This is a genomic window from Ruegeria sp. CDSC081, from assembly GCF_059610485.1.
Genome location: NZ_JBXWNS010000001.1, coordinates 209,644 through 227,943 on the forward strand (window position 1 = coordinate 209,644; position 18,300 = coordinate 227,943).

15 protein-coding genes are annotated in these 18,300 nt (G+C 55.3%); 5 read left to right on the plus strand and 10 right to left on the minus strand.

Annotated elements, in window-relative coordinates:
* Positions 1–2: 2 nt before the first annotated feature.
* From AC2FH9_RS01105 to AC2FH9_RS01150, 10 genes are all read right to left on the minus strand, one after another.
* The gene (locus AC2FH9_RS01105; RefSeq protein ID WP_142633977.1) at positions 3–779 is read right to left on the minus strand and encodes an enoyl-CoA hydratase-related protein; all 777 of its coding nucleotides are present in this window, start codon (positions 777–779) and stop codon (positions 3–5) included.
* A 71-nt stretch (positions 780–850) separates the two neighbouring features.
* On the minus strand, positions 851–1,309 hold the full coding sequence (locus tag AC2FH9_RS01110; RefSeq protein WP_142633979.1) for a cytochrome c-type biogenesis protein: 459 nt from the start codon (positions 1,307–1,309) through the stop codon (positions 851–853).
* Entirely contained in the window at positions 1,306–3,270 is a 1,965-nt protein-coding gene (locus tag AC2FH9_RS01115; RefSeq protein ID WP_142633981.1) for a heme lyase CcmF/NrfE family subunit, read from the minus strand. The genes AC2FH9_RS01110 and AC2FH9_RS01115 overlap by 4 nt, the downstream gene beginning before the upstream one ends.
* Positions 3,271–3,345: 75 nt before the next feature.
* On the minus strand, positions 3,346–3,924 hold the full coding sequence (locus AC2FH9_RS01120) for a holin family protein (RefSeq protein WP_496700958.1): 579 nt from the start codon (positions 3,922–3,924) through the stop codon (positions 3,346–3,348).
* Positions 3,915–4,526 (minus strand): holin-associated N-acetylmuramidase, encoded by a 612-nt coding sequence (locus tag AC2FH9_RS01125; protein ID WP_496700242.1) that lies wholly within the window; start codon positions 4,524–4,526, stop codon positions 3,915–3,917. Before AC2FH9_RS01125 ends, AC2FH9_RS01120 begins: the two co-directional genes overlap by 10 nt.
* Positions 4,527–4,647: 121 nt before the next feature.
* Entirely contained in the window at positions 4,648–5,094 is a 447-nt protein-coding gene (ccmE, locus tag AC2FH9_RS01130) for a cytochrome c maturation protein CcmE (RefSeq protein WP_281972148.1), read from the minus strand.
* 7 nt (positions 5,095–5,101) lie between these two features.
* Positions 5,102–6,130, minus strand: coding sequence for an N-acetyl-gamma-glutamyl-phosphate reductase (gene argC / locus AC2FH9_RS01135; RefSeq protein WP_496695358.1), 1,029 nt, complete (start codon positions 6,128–6,130; stop codon positions 5,102–5,104).
* Between the two features lie 94 nt (positions 6,131–6,224).
* Complete coding sequence (murI, locus tag AC2FH9_RS01140; protein WP_271946944.1) at positions 6,225–7,034, minus strand: glutamate racemase; 810 nt, start codon at positions 7,032–7,034, stop codon at positions 6,225–6,227.
* 8 nt (positions 7,035–7,042) lie between these two features.
* Positions 7,043–7,921 carry a lysophospholipid acyltransferase family protein gene (locus AC2FH9_RS01145; RefSeq protein WP_496748989.1) on the minus strand — a complete coding sequence of 293 codons (879 nt, stop codon included), beginning with the start codon at positions 7,919–7,921 and terminating at the stop codon, positions 7,043–7,045.
* Positions 7,922–7,999: 78 nt separating this feature from the next.
* The gene (locus AC2FH9_RS01150; protein ID WP_496870466.1) at positions 8,000–11,419 is read right to left on the minus strand and encodes an indolepyruvate ferredoxin oxidoreductase family protein; all 3,420 of its coding nucleotides are present in this window, start codon (positions 11,417–11,419) and stop codon (positions 8,000–8,002) included.
* 169 nt (positions 11,420–11,588) lie between these two features.
* Between AC2FH9_RS01150 and AC2FH9_RS01155 the strand changes: the two genes are divergently transcribed.
* The 5 genes from AC2FH9_RS01155 (at position 11,589) to AC2FH9_RS01175 (ending at position 18,300) form a co-directional block, all read left to right on the plus strand.
* Positions 11,589–12,494, plus strand: a complete 906-nt coding sequence (locus AC2FH9_RS01155) for a LysR family transcriptional regulator (protein WP_142633997.1) — start codon at positions 11,589–11,591, stop codon at positions 12,492–12,494.
* A gap of 277 nt (positions 12,495–12,771) precedes the next feature.
* Positions 12,772–15,021 (plus strand): mechanosensitive ion channel family protein, encoded by a 2,250-nt coding sequence (locus tag AC2FH9_RS01160; protein ID WP_282027424.1) that lies wholly within the window; start codon positions 12,772–12,774, stop codon positions 15,019–15,021.
* Between the two features lie 234 nt (positions 15,022–15,255).
* Entirely contained in the window at positions 15,256–17,415 is a 2,160-nt protein-coding gene (gene purL / locus AC2FH9_RS01165) for a phosphoribosylformylglycinamidine synthase subunit PurL (RefSeq protein WP_496700435.1), read from the plus strand.
* 134 nt (positions 17,416–17,549) lie between these two features.
* A complete protein-coding gene (locus tag AC2FH9_RS01170; RefSeq protein ID WP_142634001.1) occupies positions 17,550–17,786 on the plus strand; it encodes a BolA/IbaG family iron-sulfur metabolism protein in 237 nt (78 codons plus the stop codon).
* Positions 17,787–18,024: 238 nt separating this feature from the next.
* Entirely contained in the window at positions 18,025–18,300 is a 276-nt protein-coding gene (locus AC2FH9_RS01175) for a hypothetical protein (RefSeq protein WP_496870468.1), read from the plus strand.

Sequence of the window (18,300 nt, forward strand, 5' to 3'; positions counted from 1 at the left end):
CCTCAACGCCCTTCGAATTTCGGGGGGCGTTTTTGCATGAAGGCAACGACGCCTTCGGAAAAGTCTCGGCTGCGGCCACATTCACCTTGCAGATGCGCCTCTGCCTCGAGCTGTTGCGGCAGAGTGTTTTCATAGGTGCCGCGAATAGCCTTTTTGATGGCGCCAAACCCTGAGGTTGGACCTTTGGCCAGATACATGGCCCGCTTGCGCCAATGCGCTTCGAATTCCGCGTCGGGAACGGCTTCCCAGATCAGGCCCCAGTCATCGGCCTGACGAGCACTGATCTTATCGGCAAAAAGAGCAGCGCCCATGGCTTTGGCGAACCCCATCTGGCGCGGCATAAACCAGGTGCCACCAGCATCGGGCAACAGGCCGATACGGGCAAAAGCCTGCAGGAAATAAGCACTCTCCGTCGCGATCACGATATCCGCGCATAGCGCCAGATTGGCCCCTGCCCCCGCAGCAGCGCCATTTACTGCGGCGATTGTTGGAACCGGGCAATTATAGATTGCTTCAAGCATGGGCTCGTATTCGTCGCGCAGCGTGCGCTCAAGATCAATCTTCCCGGTGCTTGAGGCATCACCTAAATCCTGACCCGAGCAAAAAGCGTTTCCCTTACCGGTCAAAACAATCGCGCGGGCATGGGTGGCAGCGTGTTTCATCGCGTGTGTGACTTCGGCCCGCAACTGAGCGGTCATTGCGTTCAACTTCTCTGGGCGGTTCAGAGTTACCACTGCCAGATCATCCGCAATGTCCAACAGGATCGCTTCGTATTCCATCCACCCCTCCAAGGTTCGCTGCGCCTGCGACCCTGCCTCAATTTCCAATGAAGGAAAAGGTGAACCGAAGGTCAATCTTTGAGGATTTCGCGTAATCGTTCTTTCTCGGCGTCGCTAAGGAGGCCGTCACCTTCCCTTCGGTCCTGTTCCGCCGATCTTTTGCGTAAAAAGCTGAAACCAGTCGCCACAGCGATCAAAAGCATGATCGGACCGGCCAGCCACAAAAGGATGTTCGATCCTGACGTTGTTGGCCTTAGCAAAACATATTCGCCGTAGCGATCAACGATAAAGTCAATCGCCTGTCCATCTGTGTCGCCGGCCACCAGGCGTTCGCGCAATAACAGGCGCAAGTCACGGGCCAATCCTGCATTGCTTTCGTCTATGCTTTCGTTGCGGCAAACCAGACAGCGCAAGCCGGAACTCAGATCCCGCGCCCTCTGTTCCAGGATCGGATCATCAAGCACCTCGTCAGGTTGGACAGCCATGCTTGGCGTTGCCAGTAAAAGCAGTATCAGTAGAAACCGTTTCATTCCGCCGGAACCCCCTGCGTCGGCGTCTTGCGCGCGCCTGCCGCAACGCGAAAACGCCTGTCGCAAAGGCTAAGAACGCCTCCGAGCGCCATCAGTAGGCACCCGCCCCAAATCCAATTCGCTAAAGGCTTGATATAAGTCCGCACGACCCAGCCACCATTTGCCTGCTGATCTCCAATGACGACGTAAAGATCCCTGAGAAACCGATAGTCAATCGCAGCTTCAGTCGTTGGCATCCTTGAAACTGGGTAGTCGCGTTTTTCCGGATGCAGTGTTGCGATTGTTCGACCGGCCTGTTCGACCTTAACATCGGCTGTGGTTGAGAAATAGTTGGGCCCCTCGACATTCCGAACCTGTTCAAGTGTCAGGGTGAACTGGCCAACCTCGAAAGGCTGCCCCGTCTGCGCAACGCGGATATCCTCGACCTCCCATGCGGTCAGCCCGGCGATGGCAAAGATCGTAACCCCCAGTCCGGTATGGGCTGCAGCCTTGCCCCAATCGGCACCGGGCAGTCTGAACAGACGCTGCAGGTTGTTTTTTCTTCCAGTACGGCTCCAAAGGTCCACAATAGCGCCAAATGTGATCCAGGCCCCCAGAAACAGCCCCACGGGTCCCAATGCGCTGCGACCGGTCTGCATGACCCAAACGAGCAAGCCAAGCGCAACCGCCAGAAGGAATGCGAACCGCAACGAATGCGCCGCCTTGCCAAGCTTTCCACGTTTCCACGGAAGCATTGCACCAAGCGGTAATACAATCCCCAGCGCAACCATGAACGGTGTGAACGCCGCATTAAAGAACGGCGCGCCGACCGAGAGTTTGCGATCAAATGCCATCTCGGCCACCATCGGCCACAAGGTTCCGAAGAACACAACGAAACAGCTGACCGCCAGTAGAATATTGTTCAGCACCAGGGCGCTTTCGCGGCTGACCATACCAAACACGCCCTTGGCCTCCATCGCTTGCGCGCGTGCCGCATAGAGTGTCAACGCACCGCCAATGAAGACCACAAGAATGATCAGGATAAACACGCCGCGTTCAGGATCATTGGCAAAGGCATGTACCGAAGTCAAAAGCCCCGATCGCACAATGAACGTCCCGATCAGCGAAAAGCCAAAGGCGATGATCGCCAGAAGGATGGTCCAGCTCTTCAGCGCTTCACGCTTTTCGACCACGATAGCAGAATGCAACAGGGCTGCCGCCAATAGCCACGGCATGAAAGAAGCGTTTTCGACCGGATCCCAGAACCAGAACCCGCCCCAGCCCAGCTCGTAGTAGGCCCACCAAGATCCAAGCGCGATCCCAATGGTCAGAAAAATCCATGCGGCCAGCGTCCAGGGACGCACCCACCTCCCCCAAGAGGCATCCACGCGCCCTTCGATCAGCGCGGCCACTGCAAAGCTGAAGGCCATGCTCAGGCCGACATAGCCCAGATACAGAAACGGCGGGTGGAATGCCAAGCCTGGATCTTGCAACAATGGGTTGAGATCCCGCCCATCAAACGGGGCGATAATCAGACGGTCAAATGGGTTCGAGGTGAGTAGGATAAAAGCGTAAAACGCCACCCCTACGGCCGCCTGAACCGCCAGCACGCGCGCTTTGAGCGTCGGAGGTAACCCTGCGCCAAAAAAAGCGGCCATGGCCCCGAAAACTGCAACGATCAGGACCCACAGCAACATTGACCCTTCGTGGTTGCCCCACGTGCCGCTGATTTTATACAGCATCGGTTTGGCGGAATGGCTGTTTTCAACCACTATCCGCAATGAGAAATCAGAGGTGGTAAAGGCCCAGACCAACGCCGCGAAAGAGAAGGCGACTAACAGAAACTGTGCAATAGCGGCGGTTTCTGCAAAGGACATCCAGCCAGTCCACCGTTTCGCAGCCCCTATCAGCGGAATGACCGTCTGAACGATGGCGACGAGAAAGGCGAGTATCAGCGCGAAGTGACCAAGTTCTGTAATCATGGTCCCGCATATATTCCTGTTGAGGGACAATCACCAATCACTTTCGCCTCTGCAGGACGCACATAGTGTCGCGGGTCAGGCGGACCGACCCCGCCGCCAATCCTCGAGCGCAGGGTTGAAATCGGGTTTTAGGACCTCATCGGCCAAGCCTGCATCTGTCCCAGTATCAGCGACCCCAATCAATCGTTCCCGCATCTCTGCCAGTGTTTCGATGTTTTCCATAACTTTCGGAGTACGTGTCATCGTTGCCGAAATTTCACGCTGCAGATCCTGCACCTTGGTCTGGTGTCTTGCGCCGAAATAGAACGAGACGACCACGCCCAACAACCACCACAAGGGCTCAGGCACCAACGCAATCCCCTGCATCCGAGCGGCAAACCAAAGCGGATCTACCATAGCGGCGACAAACAGTCCCAATGTTCCCAAGGCCATGGCGGGGCGCGGCAGCCGGTTGAGCCCATCCATAAAACGGTCAAATGCACCTTTTTGAACCCGCTCGAACTCAGCCCTATACTGTTCCAGTACTCCCTGTTGTCGCGTCAGGTCGCGTTTAGCGCCCTGCTCAGCATTTTCACGAAAGACTTCGGTTGTTTCACGCACGACATTCCGACCCTCGCCAAACAAGAACGCAAATATCCCCGAGATCAGCCCCATTCAGAAACCCTCCTTTGAAATTCTGCGTCGCTAAGATGATAGGTCGGTGACAGGAATTCCTCAGCGCGTCGTATCCAGCCACCTTTTGCCCCAGACCGGGACCGAGCATATTTGCGAGAGGCTGGACGATGTTCCGCTATCCGGAAATAATAGTTTCTCCTGGCAACGCCATAGGCATCCCGCAGCGCGACAGGGTCCGGTTCAGACGCAGCACTACAAGCCTGCGCCGTCTGCGGGCCTACAACGCCATCTACGACGACACGATACCCCATTTCACGCAGCAAATGTTGCATAATTTTAACAGCTTGAGCGCCTGAATTCACGTACATGTCGAAGACAGATGGCTGCAGAATGTTAGGCAGTAGGTGTAATCGCGGTTTTGAGAAATAGTGGCGGATAAAGATTTCAACGGCCTGCGACCGGCTCAGCCGCCTTACATCGGATACATCAACCATCCCGTCCTGCGTCAGGTCCAGTTGCAATCTGCGCATGGTATGGACTGTTACACCGAATTTTGTCGCTCCACCCGGATCGTCGGGGTCATCGACAAAACCACCTTCACGCGTAACTATCTGTTCCGCGATCTGCCGAACCGTCTGCATGTACTGTTCTCCAACTTGGGACAGACAAACGCTCGGACAATTCTGTTAATACAGCGAAAATAGAAAGGGCGCTGCATGTCGATCCACGCAACGCCCGAATTCCGATCTCAAAGCCTATGGCTCAGCTCTCGCCGGCCTCCTTGTAAATACCTTGTTCTTTCAACGCGTCCACAACCTCTTTTGGCATATAGGTCTCATCGTGTTTCGCAAGAATTTCTGAGGCTTCAAAGACTCCGTTTACGTAGCTTCCGGTGCCAATCATACCCTGGTTTTCCGAGAACAAATCAGGCAAAACCCCAGTAAACGTGACCGGCACACTTTCGCCACCGTCCGTCACTACGAAACGCACGGTTTCCCCTTGCCCCCGCACGATCGAACCCTCTTCGACCAGACCACCGATCCGGAATATTTCAGTCGGTTTTGGCGGCTCTGCCATTACTTCACTGGGCGAGCGGAAGAAATTGATGCCGTCCTGCATAGCGTATCCGATCAACGCCGTAGACACTGCCAAAGCAACGATTGACAGAAGGATGATTTGAACGCGACGACGTTTCTTGAGCGTTTTCATTTGTTCCTCATGGGAAAAGTGGGGCCATCATCAGACCCGCAGTTTCAGCTTCACCTAACATTAGGTTAGCGTTCTGCAAGGCTTGGCCACTGCTACCTTTTGTCAGGTTATCCAGTGCTCCGATCACAATGGCGCGCCTCTCGATCCGGTCGCTGACCACGCCGATATGGCAGAAATTCGAGCCGCGCACATGGTGGGTCGAGGGTGTTTCGCCAAATGGCAGAATCTGGATAAATGGTTCGCTTTCATAGGTTTTCACAAGCGCTTCATAAACGCTCGTGGGGTCACCTTTGACATATGTAGTGGCTAGGATACCCCGGTTTGCTGGAACCAGATGCGGAGTGAACTGAACATTGACCGGGCGCCCTGCAAGGGCAGAAAATTCTTGATCGAATTCCCCTAAATGCCGATGCGTACCGCCAACTGCATATGCGTTATACCCTTCGCTAAGTTCGGCATGCAGCAGGTTTTCTTTCAGCGACCGCCCGGCACCAGACACAGCGCATTTGAGGTCCAGAATGATGTCATCCAGATCAATGACACCGGCCGAAATCAAGGGACGCAATACATATTGTCCGGTAGCGGCGTTGCAACCTGTTCCGGCAACCAAACGGGCCGTGCAAATTTGATCGCGATAAAACTCGGTCAGGCCGTAAACGGCCTCCTCCTGCTGCTCCAAAGCCGCATGAGGGTTGCCATACCATTTTTCATATTCCTCAGGGTCGCGTAGCCGGAAATCGGCGGACAGGTCGATGATTTTCAGGTCCTTCGGCAGATCGCGGATAACTTCCTGGCTGGTTTTATGTGGCAGCGCGCAAAAGCACAGGTCGATCCCTGAAAAGTCGATTTCTGAAATTTTGCAAAGAACCGGTAATTTCAAGTGCCGCAAATGTGGAAATACCTGCGCCATCGACTGTCCGGCTTTCCGCTCGGCAGAAAGTGCAGCGATTTCCATATTCGGATGCTCGGCGATCAACCGAACCAGTTCAGCGCCGGTATAACCCGAAGCGCCCAGAATTGCGATTTTGTGGGTCATCTTGGACCTCTTGAAACTGTATGCCACTGTTCATGCCCGCCACTGTGACAGTCATGGGATTACGGGTTCTTTCAGGCCGCGTCTTTGACCAAAGTCAGACAGCCTCGAAAGTAATTTGTCGTCGGAGGAACTGGGTGGCGCGATCACTGACAACGCCTGGCTTACCAGTGGTCAGATAACCGCCCTTTGCCGCACCCTGCATATTCGGATGCCGCTGCAAATAGTCTGCCAGACTTTCTGCAACCAGATCACCCTGGCTGAACACCTCAACGTCGGGTCCTAAGGCCTTCTGAAACGCCTCAGCCATTAAGGGATAGTGCGTACAGCCCAGAATTGCGGCCTGAGGCTCTGGCATCTTGCGTTTCAGGGCGTCCACATGGCTTCGCACCAGCGCTTCGGCCAGGATCATGTCGCCTTCCTCGATGGCATCAACGACCCCACCGCAGGCCTGCGCCTCAACATCTACGCCAATCGCACGAAAGGCCAATTCGCGTTGAAACGCGCGACTGGATACGGTGGCCGGGGTCGCAAACAAAGCGACATGTTTGACCGCGACTTCACGCGGCGGGCTGTTGTCACCCCATTGCCGCTCAGTCAGCGCTTCGATCAATGGAACAAAAACGCCCAAGACGCGCTTGCCTTGAGGCACGCCCTCTTCCTGCATCCGCCGCAAAGCAGCAGCGCTGGCCGTATTGCAGGCCAGAATCACCAGATCACAGCCCCGGTTCCAGAGGTCGTTCACCGCACCCCGGGTCAGCTCATAGATATTCTCTACATCACGCACCCCGTAAGGCGCATGTGCGCTGTCCGCGTAATACAGGAAATCAACGTCGGGAAGACGTTTCTGCGCGGCGTTCAGAACGGTCAGACCGCCCAAACCAGAATCAAAAATGCCTACTGCCATTTGCCCCTTTAGGCGCGATGCCGTTCCTCAAATTCATAGCCATAGTCATAAGACTTTAGTGGCTTTGGAGACAGCTCATACGTTGCTTTGCGCAAGAAATCCATCATCTTGCGCGTATCCTTGGCCAACGGGTCCAGAACGTCGCGGCCGATGGGCTCTCCGATCACCACTTGGACCGGGGTATCAACGCGTTTTTTGAATTCCTTGATCAGCAATCCCATGCGCAATGTATTGTGCAGATGGCTGGCGATCTGAAACAGGCGTGAGGTATGACCGTCAAAAAAGACCGGCACAACTGTCGCGTCTGATTTGGCAACCATCCGCGCTGTGAAGCCACGCCAGCCCGGGTCCATCGGGTACGAGAAAGGCTTTGCCCCTGTGCTGACGGTACCGCCGGGAAATATGCCAATCGCGCCGCCCTCGCCCAGATAGTTCAAAGCTTTCTTGCGGGTCTCGAGGTTCTGCTTCATCGCAGCTTTTGTATCGTCGAATGAAATCGGCAGAACGACCCGATTCAGATCCTCTGCCTTACGAAACACATGGTTGGCCAGAATGCGAAAATCCCCACGCGTACTGGACAACATGTGCCCCATCATCAACCCATCCAGAATTCCGTATGGGTGATTGGCAATCAGAATCAGAGAGCCATCACGGGGAATATTAGACAATGACCCGCCAACCACATCCAGAGACAAACCGTATCTCTCAACCATGACCGACCAGAAATCTCGCCCGTTGGCCACGTCTTTTTCGTACCCATCAGCACGCCTGATAAGGCGCAGGCGGCCTGTGGTGTTCTCCATAAGCTTGATGACCATCCGTCCGCTTTTGGTTTCGGCGGAATAGGCATAAGAAATGTCACGTGCAACATGGCGTCGCGAGGGCATGGAAGTCTCCGGTTTTGTACCTGCATTTTAAATGCAAGTAACAATTTTGCCTAGCTGTCGTGACACGGTTGTGACGAATTACTCGGCGGCGGCCTGTAATTCAGGTCCTCCGTTCCGTATCGTGGTCAACAATTCTTCTCTGCGTTTGGCGGCGCTCGCCTCATTCGCCTTAAGGACGGGTCCAAAACCTTTGATATCCAGGGGCAACTTAGCGAGCGAAATTACGGCATCCTTTGTTTGGATGGAAATCAGCGGAGTGATCTCTTTGAGATCACGCTCATATTGCTTGATCAGCTCACGCTCCATTCGACGTTCGACACTATAGCCAAAGATATCCAGCGGAGTACCTCGAAGAACTTTTAGCCGAGACATGAATTTCAGCGGCTTCAGCATCCATTCGCCGAAACTCCGTTTGCGGGGTCGGCCATCTGGTCCTTTGCCACCAAGCAGCGGTGGGGCAAGGTGGAATGTCATTTTGAATTCGCCATCAAATTCAGCGGCGGCTTTCTCCCGACTGGACAGTAACAACCGGGCTACTTCGTATTCGTCTTTGTAAGACAACAGTTTATGATATCCTTTTGCGACAGCATCACGAATTTCTGCATCCTCAAACGAGTCAACGATTTTGCGGTAGCGTTTCGCCAAACGAGCGCTTTGATACTGGGTCAGATGATCTGCGCGGAACGCGATGACCTGCTCTGGTGATTTCGGGAGGTTGGAAACACTTGGCCGTAGAATCTCATCGACTTTTTCCGGGTGTAAAACCGCCCAACGACCGATCTCAAAGGCTCTTTTATTGCGTTCAACCGCCGTTCCGTTCAGATCAATGGCTGCAATCACCGCATCGAGGCTGACGGGTATCAGCCCGCGCTGCCATGCGGCCCCAAAAACCATCATGTTCGAATAGATTGAGTCTCCCATCACTGCGCGCGCAAGCTCAGTGGCATCAAACAGGGAAACGTCTTCTTTCAATCGTGCTTGCAGCGCCAATTCCAGCCTCTCACCAGGAATCCTAAACTTAGTGTCGCGCGTGAAGTCACCGGTAACGGTTTCGTGGCTGTTGACCACCGCTCCGGTCTGACCCAAGCGTGTCAGGCCAAGTGTTTTGGCCCCGGCGGACACAACCAAATCACCACCGATCAATGTGTCGGCTTCACCCGTTGCCACACGTATTGCACTGATATCTTCTGGCCGGTTGGCAATACGGCAATGAATATGAACCGCACCGCCTTTCTGGGCCAAGCCTGCCATCTCCATCATTCCGGCGCCTTTGCCGTCAATCTGGGCCGCCTGTGCCAGAATCGCGCCCAGCGTGACAACTCCGGTCCCACCGATGCCGGTGATGACAACATTATGTGTGCCCACTATTTCAGGCAGCTCGGGCATCGGAAGATCGGGCAGATCAAGTTCGGTCGTCGCTTCTTTGCGAATCTTCGCGCCTTCCAGCGTCACAAAGGAGGGGCAGAACCCACTCAGACACGAAAAATCCTTGTTACAGCTTGATTGGTCAATCGCGCGTTTCCGGCCAAGTTCGGTTTCCTTGGGAACAATCGAAACACAGTTCGATTGGATGCCGCAGTCACCGCAGCCCTCACAGACATCCGTATTGATAAAGACCCTTTTGTCCGGGTCGGGAAAGGTTCCGCGTTTACGACGACGGCGTTTCTCAGCGGCGCAGGTCTGGACATAGACGATGACCGAGACGCCCTCATAGGTGCGGAATTTCTCTTGCACAGTCATCAGTTCGGCGCGCTCAAAGCTCTCTACCCCTGCGGGTAAGGCTTTGAAGTTTACATCTTCTTTTTCGTCATAGACCAGCGCGACATGTGTGACGCCCATAGCCTTGACCTCGGCCGCGATCCTTTCGGCGGTCAGATCACCCTCATTGCCCTGCCCGCCCGTCATTGCGACTGCATCGTTGAACAGAATCTTGAAGGTGATGTTCGTACCCGCCGACAAAGCTGCCCGGATCGCCTGAACACCGGAATGGTTATAGGTGCCGTCTCCGAGGTTCTGGAACACATGATTGGTGGTCGAGAACGGCTCTTCCCCGATCCAGTTTGCCCCTTCGCCACCCATCTGAGTAAAGCCAAATGTGCTTCGATCCATCCACTGAACCATGTAATGGCATCCGATGCCTGCATAGGCCCGGCTTCCGTCTGGTACCTTGGTCGAACTGTTATGCGGGCATCCAGAACAGAAATACGGAAGGCGCGAGGCTATTTCCTCGGCATTGTCCGCCCGGCGCGCTTCGGTCAGCTTGGTCAAACCTGCGCGGACCCCGTCGGTATCACGGCCTTCTTCAATCAGAATACCGCCCAGTTTTTCAGCGATCATGTTCGGATCAAGGGCACCGCGGGTGGGAAACAGCTCTTCCCGGTGTAGCGTCCCAGCACCGCCCTTGTACCAGCCATAGACTCGTCGACCACGGCGGTCGTCAAAGATCGCTTCCTTAACCTGAACCTCGATCAGTTTGCGCTTTTCCTCAACGATTACAATCAGGTCCAAACCTTCTGCCCAGTCATGAAATCCGGACATATCCAGAGGGAATGTCTGTCCGACCTTATAGGTCGTGATGCCAAGGCGCTCGGCTTCGGCCTCATCAATATTCAGCAGGGAAAGCGCATGGGCGAGGTCCAGCCAGTTCTTGCCAGCGGCCACCAGTCCGATCTTTGCACCGGGTTTGCCCCAGACACGTTTGTCCATCCGGTTAGCGCGTGAAAACGTTTCAGCCGCAAAACGCTTGTAATCAATAATGCGCTCTTCCTGCAGATGAGGCGTATCGCCAAGCCGGATGTTCAGCCCTCCTTCGGGCATATCAAACTCAGGCACCACGACTTTCATGCGATCGGGGTTGCCATCAACGACCGAAGTCACCTCTATCGTGTCCTTCATGGTCTTGAGGCCGACCCAGACACCGGCGAACCGGCTGAGCGCGAATCCGTAAACGCCGTAGTCGAGTATCTCCTGTACTCCGGCCGGGCTGACCACTGGCATGTACATATCAACCAACGACCACTCGGACTGATGCAGCACGGTCGAGCTTTCGCCCGTGTGATCATCACCCATGGCCATCAGAACGCCACCATGTGCCGCAGTCCCTGCCATATTGGCATGGCGCATCACGTCGCCTGACCGATCTACACCAGGTCCTTTTCCGTACCACAGACCAAAGATGCCATCGAACTTGCCGTCACCCCTTAACCCGGCCTGCTGACTGCCCCAAAGCGCGGTTGCCGCAAGATCCTCGTTCAGACCGTATTGAAAAGTGACATGGCTTTCTGTCAGCTGTTTCTGCGCGCGCATCATCTGCTGGTCGACCGCTCCAAGAGGCGATCCGCGGTATCCCGTCACCAATCCTGCAGTGTTCAGACCCGATTTCGTGTCGCGCGCTTTTTGCATCAGCATAAGGCGCACAAGCGCCTGAGTGCCGTTCAATAAAACCGTGTTTTTGCTTAGGTCGAAACGGTCGTTCAAAGAAATTTGTGGCTTACTCATCAAACGCCTCCCCTCGTCAGATCAGTGTGCTTCATCTGCTTCCATATTAGGTCATAATAACTGACCTGCCTAGGGCTTATCCTCTGAAACGCAAGGATTTCGCCGTTTGAATGTAGAAGTTGTCACCTATTTCATATAGGCGTTCGGCAGGATAACGAAAGTTGCGGCGATGGATTGGGACAAGCTTAGGATATTTCACGCGGTTGCAGATGCGGGCAGCCTGACACATGCAGGCGATAAGCTGAACCTATCTCAATCGGCAGTCAGCAGACAAATTCGGGCATTGGAAGAGTCACTTGATTCGACGTTGTTCCATCGTCACGCCCGCGGTCTGATTCTGACCGAACAGGGTGAGCTGCTGTTCGACGCCACCTCGGCAATGTCCAAGCGACTGGACGCGGCAGCGGCGCGCATACGAGACAGCGAAGAAGAAGTCTTTGGTGTGCTACGGGTCACAACCACATTTGGGTTCGGGACCCTATGGCTCGCTCCGAGGTTGCCAAAGCTGTATGAACAATACCCGGACCTAAATATCGACCTCATGCTTGAGGAACGCGTTCTTGACCTGCCAATGCGCGAGGCCGATGTCGCCATTCGTATGAAAGAGCCTAGCCAGGCAGATCTGGTGCGCAAGCGCCTGATGACAGTACAGATGCTGCTTTATGCTACCCCGGAATATCTAAAGGAAAGCGGTCAACCTGCCTCCCTCGAAGAAATCTCGAGCCATCGACTTATCTGTCAGACCCCCTCAGCCCCCCAAGTAGGGGCCAGTGCGGCAATGGTACGGCATCTGATGACCTATAACCCGGCGTCGTTGCTGACAGTGAACAACTATTTCGGTGTCTTGCAGGGCGTACTGCACAATCTGGGAATTGGCTTGCTGCCCGATTATGTCACGCATGATTTCCCGCATCTGCTGCCGGTACTTTCAGACATCGAAACGGCAGACGTTCCTGTTTATCTCGCCTACCCCGAAGAGTTACGCCACTCCAAACGCGTGGCAGCCTTCCGCGATTTTGTGCAGGACGAGATCATCGCGCAGCGTAAACACCTGAAGAAAATGGGGAAACTATAGCTATGCGTCAACGTCATAGCGGACATGACGGACTATCACACTGAAACGCCTTGATCGTTATCAAACTGATGCCTAAATGAGCACTCGAAGGCGGTGATGCTGTAACGCTCATCATCTTCATACCTCCCTGTTGGACTACGGCCGAGCTTAGTGCTCGGCCTTTTTTTTGGCCCTGACTTAATCGGTGACACCGAACAGCCGAAAATTGCTGGGAAATTTCCACCTCCGCGCCTATAATCCCGTAAAAGATCAAAAATTCGTGTTCGAGGGAAAATTCATGCACCATCCACTCCGCCTATTACTGGCGTTGATTTCCGCCATTCTTCTTGCGGTACCAGTACACGCACAAGACAGTGGGGCCGTGTCGTCTACGGTCACAATTCCAGAGGACCTGACGCCCGATCAGGTTGATGGCTTGGTGGCACGTATGTCCGACGATCAGGTTCGCGCCATTTTGCTGGAACGGCTCGATGCGGTTGCAGAAAAGCAGGCGGCAGCAAACGAAAACCATGAAGATCCGCTTACCGAAATCAGTGAAATCTGGGCCGAGATGGTTACCTCTTGGACGCAGGTTTTGACCACATTGCCAAATATCGTCGGCGCCCAGGTTGTGGCGTTCAGCAATTTCTCAGCGAAATTCGGATCTACCGGGGTGTTTGGCCTGTTTGGGTTGATCCTAGCAGTTCTGGTGGCCGGATACGCTGCTGAGAAATTGTTTGGGTTTCTCACCCGCAAATGGCACGAAGAGCCCGATGGGAATTCCGATGCTGATCTTTGGAGCGCGGTACGTTACTTGTTCCGCCGTTTCTGCCGGGAAATCGCAGGGCTTGTTGTGTTCTATGTTGTTATCCGGGCGATTGGACGGGGCTTGCTGACGACAGAACAGCTTACCTATGCCGCCCCATTCGTTTTCTACCTGATTTGGATTCCGCGTCTGGGCGCAGCCGCCTCACGCTTTGTGCTGGCGCCCAAAAAGCCACATTACCGGTTGGTCAACATAGACGATCATTGGGCCAAATATCTGCATCGCAACCTGATTGGCCTTCTTCTATTGATCGGCCTCACGCTCTTTATCGTACGGTTCAACTTGCTTAACGGTATCACCCCGGCCGATACGCGTATCGGTTTCTGGCTGAACGCTGGCATCCATATATACATTGGGATCATCGCTTGGACCGCGCGCGAAGGGTTGTCTCAGATGATGTTGGGCACGGACCCGGATCACACCAAATTCGATGAAAAGGTCGCTCATTACTATCCCTACTTCGCTATCGGCGTTTCGGTGGTGATATGGTTCCTGGTCGAATTCCTGATCGCACAGCGTGATCCCAGAACACTTGCCCTGCTTGGCAAAGGGCCACATTTCACGACGATGTTCTGGCTGCTGATCGCACCAGCGCTTGATACGCTGATCCGTGGCCTAGTGCGCCATCTTCAACCCCCAATGTTGGGCGACGGACCATTGGCCGAACGCGCCTATAAATCAGCCAAGCGCAGCTATATCCGGATCGGTCGCGTGCTGGCGGGCCTGTTTGTGGTCTTTATGATCGCGCGGGTCTGGCAGCTTGATCTTCGACATGTCGCCTCTGCCGGGATCGGAACCGACGTTGGCGGTACGGTTATCGAATTCCTGATGATCATCGCTGTCGGATACATCTTGAACGAGGTCGTCTCACTATGGATCAACCGTCGTCTTGCCAAGGAACAGACAACGGCAGAAGAGCTGGATGAAGAGGCCGGTGGCGAGGGTGGCGGCGCAGGCGGCTCACGTCTGGCGACGGTTCTTCCCCTGCTGCGGATCACGGCGCAAGTCACGATTGCGGTCATCTTCGGCCTGCTCGCATTGGGCGCGCTGGGCATCAACATCACCCCACTTCTGGCAGGTGCCGGTGTCCTTGGTCTTGCGATCGGTTTCGGCGCTCAGAAGCTGGTGGCTGATATCGTCGGCGGTGTCTTCTTCCTTATCGACGATGCGTTTCGCGTGGGTGAATATGTCGATGTCGGTGGCACCATGGGCACCGTCGAGAAAATCTCGATCCGCTCGATGCAGCTCCGCCATCACCGTGGGCCCGTTCACACGATCCCCTATGGCGAGATTCAAAAGCTGACCAATTTCAGCCGTGACTGGGTGATCATGAAGCTAAAGTTCACCGTGCCGTTTGACACTGATCCCAACAAGGTCAAGAAGATCTTCAAGAAGATCGGCGCCGAGATGATGGCGGACGAAACCCACAAAGAAGGCTTCTTGCAGCCCTTTAAATCGCAAGGTGTGTTCGACTTTGACGATGTTGGCATGATCATCCGCGGCAAGTTCATGGCCAAGCCGGGCAAGCAGTTCACGCTTCGCAAGGAAATCTTCAACCGGGTGAAGGCCGAGTTCAATGCCAATGGCATCGACTTTGCCCGCCGCGAAGTTCGCGTAGCAATTCCTGGTCTGGAAGAGGCCGAGAACCTTACCGAACAACAAAAAGCTGCTGTTGGGGCCGCTGCGGCGGACTCGATCAACAAGGGAGAAACCCCAGCTTAAAGACCAGATACAGACGCCACGCGGCTTTTGGGCCGCCTGGCAGGAAGTACTATAGACGGAACCGGCCACTGGCGCGGTTCCGTTTCTTTTTCTGGGTACACAAAGCGCAGAAAAGCTCGAAATTGGCATATGCCGGTTACGTTATTCGACCCTGCGCTGACTTGGCCCTTCCCACAGACGCGCCCTTGCCCTACAAGGCCCGCAATCTCGGCCACCATGGATACAGGACAAACGATGCAAGAGCCCGCCATCACACCGGATCTGATTGCCGCGCACGGGTTGAAACCCGAAGAATACGAGATGATCCTGGAGATTATCGGGCGCGAGCCAACCTTTACCGAGTTGGGCATTTTCTCGGCCATGTGGAACGAGCATTGTTCCTACAAATCCTCCAAGAAATGGCTGCGCACCCTGCCCACCTCTGGACCCCAGGTGATCTGCGGACCGGGTGAAAATGCAGGTGTGGTCGATATCGGCGATGGTCAGGCCGTGGTCTTCAAGATGGAAAGCCACAACCATCCGTCTTACATCGAACCCTATCAAGGTGCGGCCACCGGGGTTGGAGGTATCCTGCGCGACGTTTTCACCATGGGTGCGCGCCCAATCGCCTCGATGAACGCGCTGTCTTTTGGTGAACCCGGCCACCACAAGACCCGTCAGCTGGTCAATGGCGTGGTCGAAGGTATCGGCGGCTATGGCAACTGTTTCGGCGTCCCTTGCGTTGGCGGCGAAGTGCGCTTTCACCCGGCCTATAATGGCAACTGCCTTGTGAATGCCTTCGCAGCCGGGCTGGCTGACAGTGACAAGATTTTCTACTCAGCCGCATCGGGCGTCGGCATGCCGGTTGTCTATCTTGGGGCCAAGACCGGACGCGACGGCGTGGGCGGAGCCACCATGGCCAGCGCCGAATTTGACGACACGATCGAGGAAAAGCGCCCCACCGTTCAGGTTGGCGACCCGTTCACCGAAAAACGCCTGATGGAAGCGACGCTGGAGCTGATGCAGACCGGCGCGGTGATCTCGATCCAAGATATGGGCGCGGCGGGCCTGACCTGTTCCGCAGTTGAGATGGGTGACAAAGGCGGTCTGGGCGTTCGGCTTGATCTGGAAAACGTCCCCCAGCGCGAAGAGAACATGACAGCCTATGAGATGATGCTGTCGGAATCCCAAGAACGCATGTTGATGGTTCTCAAACCCGAGCTTGAGGCCGAGGCTCGCGCCGTTTTCGATAAATGGGACCTGGATTTCGCCATCGTGGGTGAAACCGTCGCCGAAGATCGCTTTCTAATCATGCATAATGGTGAGGTCAAAGCCGATCTGGTTCTGTCCAAACTCTCCTCAACCGCGCCCGAATATGATCGCCCGTGGGAGCCTACACCGCAAGCAGAAGATCTGGCCGACGTGCCTCAGATCGACCCAATCGACGGTCTGCGCGCCCTGCTCGCTTCGCCAAACTATGCGGGCAAGCAATGGGTTTACGAGCAGTATGACACCATGGTTATGGCTGATTCCGTGCGTACGCCTGGTCTGGGCGCCGGCATGGTTCGTGTACACGGCACCGACAAAGTTCTTGCTTTCACCAGTGACGTTACCCCGCGCTATGTGCGAGCCAACCCTGTAGAAGGCGGCAAGCAAGCTGTTGCCGAAGCTTATCGCAACCTGACCGCCGTCGGGGCATTGCCGCTGGCGACCACTGACAACCTGAATTTTGGCAACCCGGAAAAGCCCGAGATCATGGGCCAGTTCGTCGGTGCCATCCAAGGCATTGGTAAGGCCGTCGCAGCGTTGGATATGCCCATCGTGTCCGGCAACGTGTCACTTTACAACGAAACCGACGGTCAGGCGATCCTGCCGACCCCGACAATTGGAGCGGTCGGCCTTCTGGCGCACACGGACGAGATCATAGGTAATGAGGTCCGCGACGGCCACGTGGCTCTGGTCATCGGCGATACGCAGGGGCATCTGGGCCAATCCGCCCTTCTGGCCGAAGTGTTCAACCGCGAAGATGGCGACGCGCCGCATGTCGATCTGGATGCCGAAAAGCGCAACGGAGAGTTCATCCGCGCAAACCGAGAGATGATCAAGGCTTGCACCGATCTTGGCGATGGTGGTCTGGCATTGGCAGCCTTCGAACTGGCCGAAGCAACCGGCGTCGGCATAACGCTTGACGACGCCTCGACCGAATTCCTGTTTGGCGAGGATCAGGCCCGTTATCTGGTCGCCTGCAACTTTGACCAGGCCGAAGCCCTGATGATTGCCGCAGGTCAGGCTGGCGTTCCACTGGTATCGGTCGGGCGGTTCACGGGCGACAGCGTCCGCATCGGCTCTTCTGAGGCCTTGCTTGATGAACTGACTGCCACTTTCCGCAACAGCTTCGCCGAAGCCGTCGCCTGATTTTGGCACCTGCGCTTCTGAAAACCTGCACTTTGACAAGTGCAGGTTTTTGTCATTTCGGGGCGTCTATCTGACCCTTGCGCGCCCCGCCCCGGCGCACTACATCTTGGGAAAGACTTTCAGGAGAAACCTACATGCCGATGAGCGCCCACGAGATTGAGAACCTGCTGCGCGACGCGTTTCCCGATGCGGACATTCAGGTCGGCGGCAGCGACGGCGTACATATGTCGGCCATGGTAGTGGATGAGAGCTTTCGTGGCAAAAACCGGGTGCAACAACAGCGAGCAGTCTATGCAGCCCTAAAAGGCAAGATGGACGGCCCGGATGGCGACTTGCACGCGCTGGCTCTGACGACGAAAGTGCCTGAGTGAGCACGACTTTCTGGATTTACGGGATTTGCTCTTTGGTGGCGCTGGTTGGGTGCATATTGGTTGTTCGATCAGCTTTTTTGCCCGGCACCAATAAGAAAGCTCGCGGAAGCGAACCCGGCCGAGGAGATCAACTAATAACTCATGGCGTGCATACGGGCGGCCCGGGCGGTGGACACCCGACTGTGGCGAGGGTGACCCGAGATCCGCAGCAATACGCTAAAGCCATGGCTCCAAAAAAATGAGTACATGGCTGGCTTGGATTTCAGCAATCGCGGCTTTGATAGTTGCCGCCGCGCTGATCGAGGCCTATGTGAAGCGAAACAGAAAGCGTAAACTGGTCGACATGCGTCCAAACCCGGACAAAATCAGCAAGGTTGACGGCATCGAGAGATACGGGCTGAATCCGCTGGCTCTGGCGCAGGCCGAACACCGACGGCTGGAAAAGGAAGGATGGGTCGCCGCCCCATCAAAGGATGAAACGACCGCCCCGGATGCGGATGACAAGGAAAAGTAA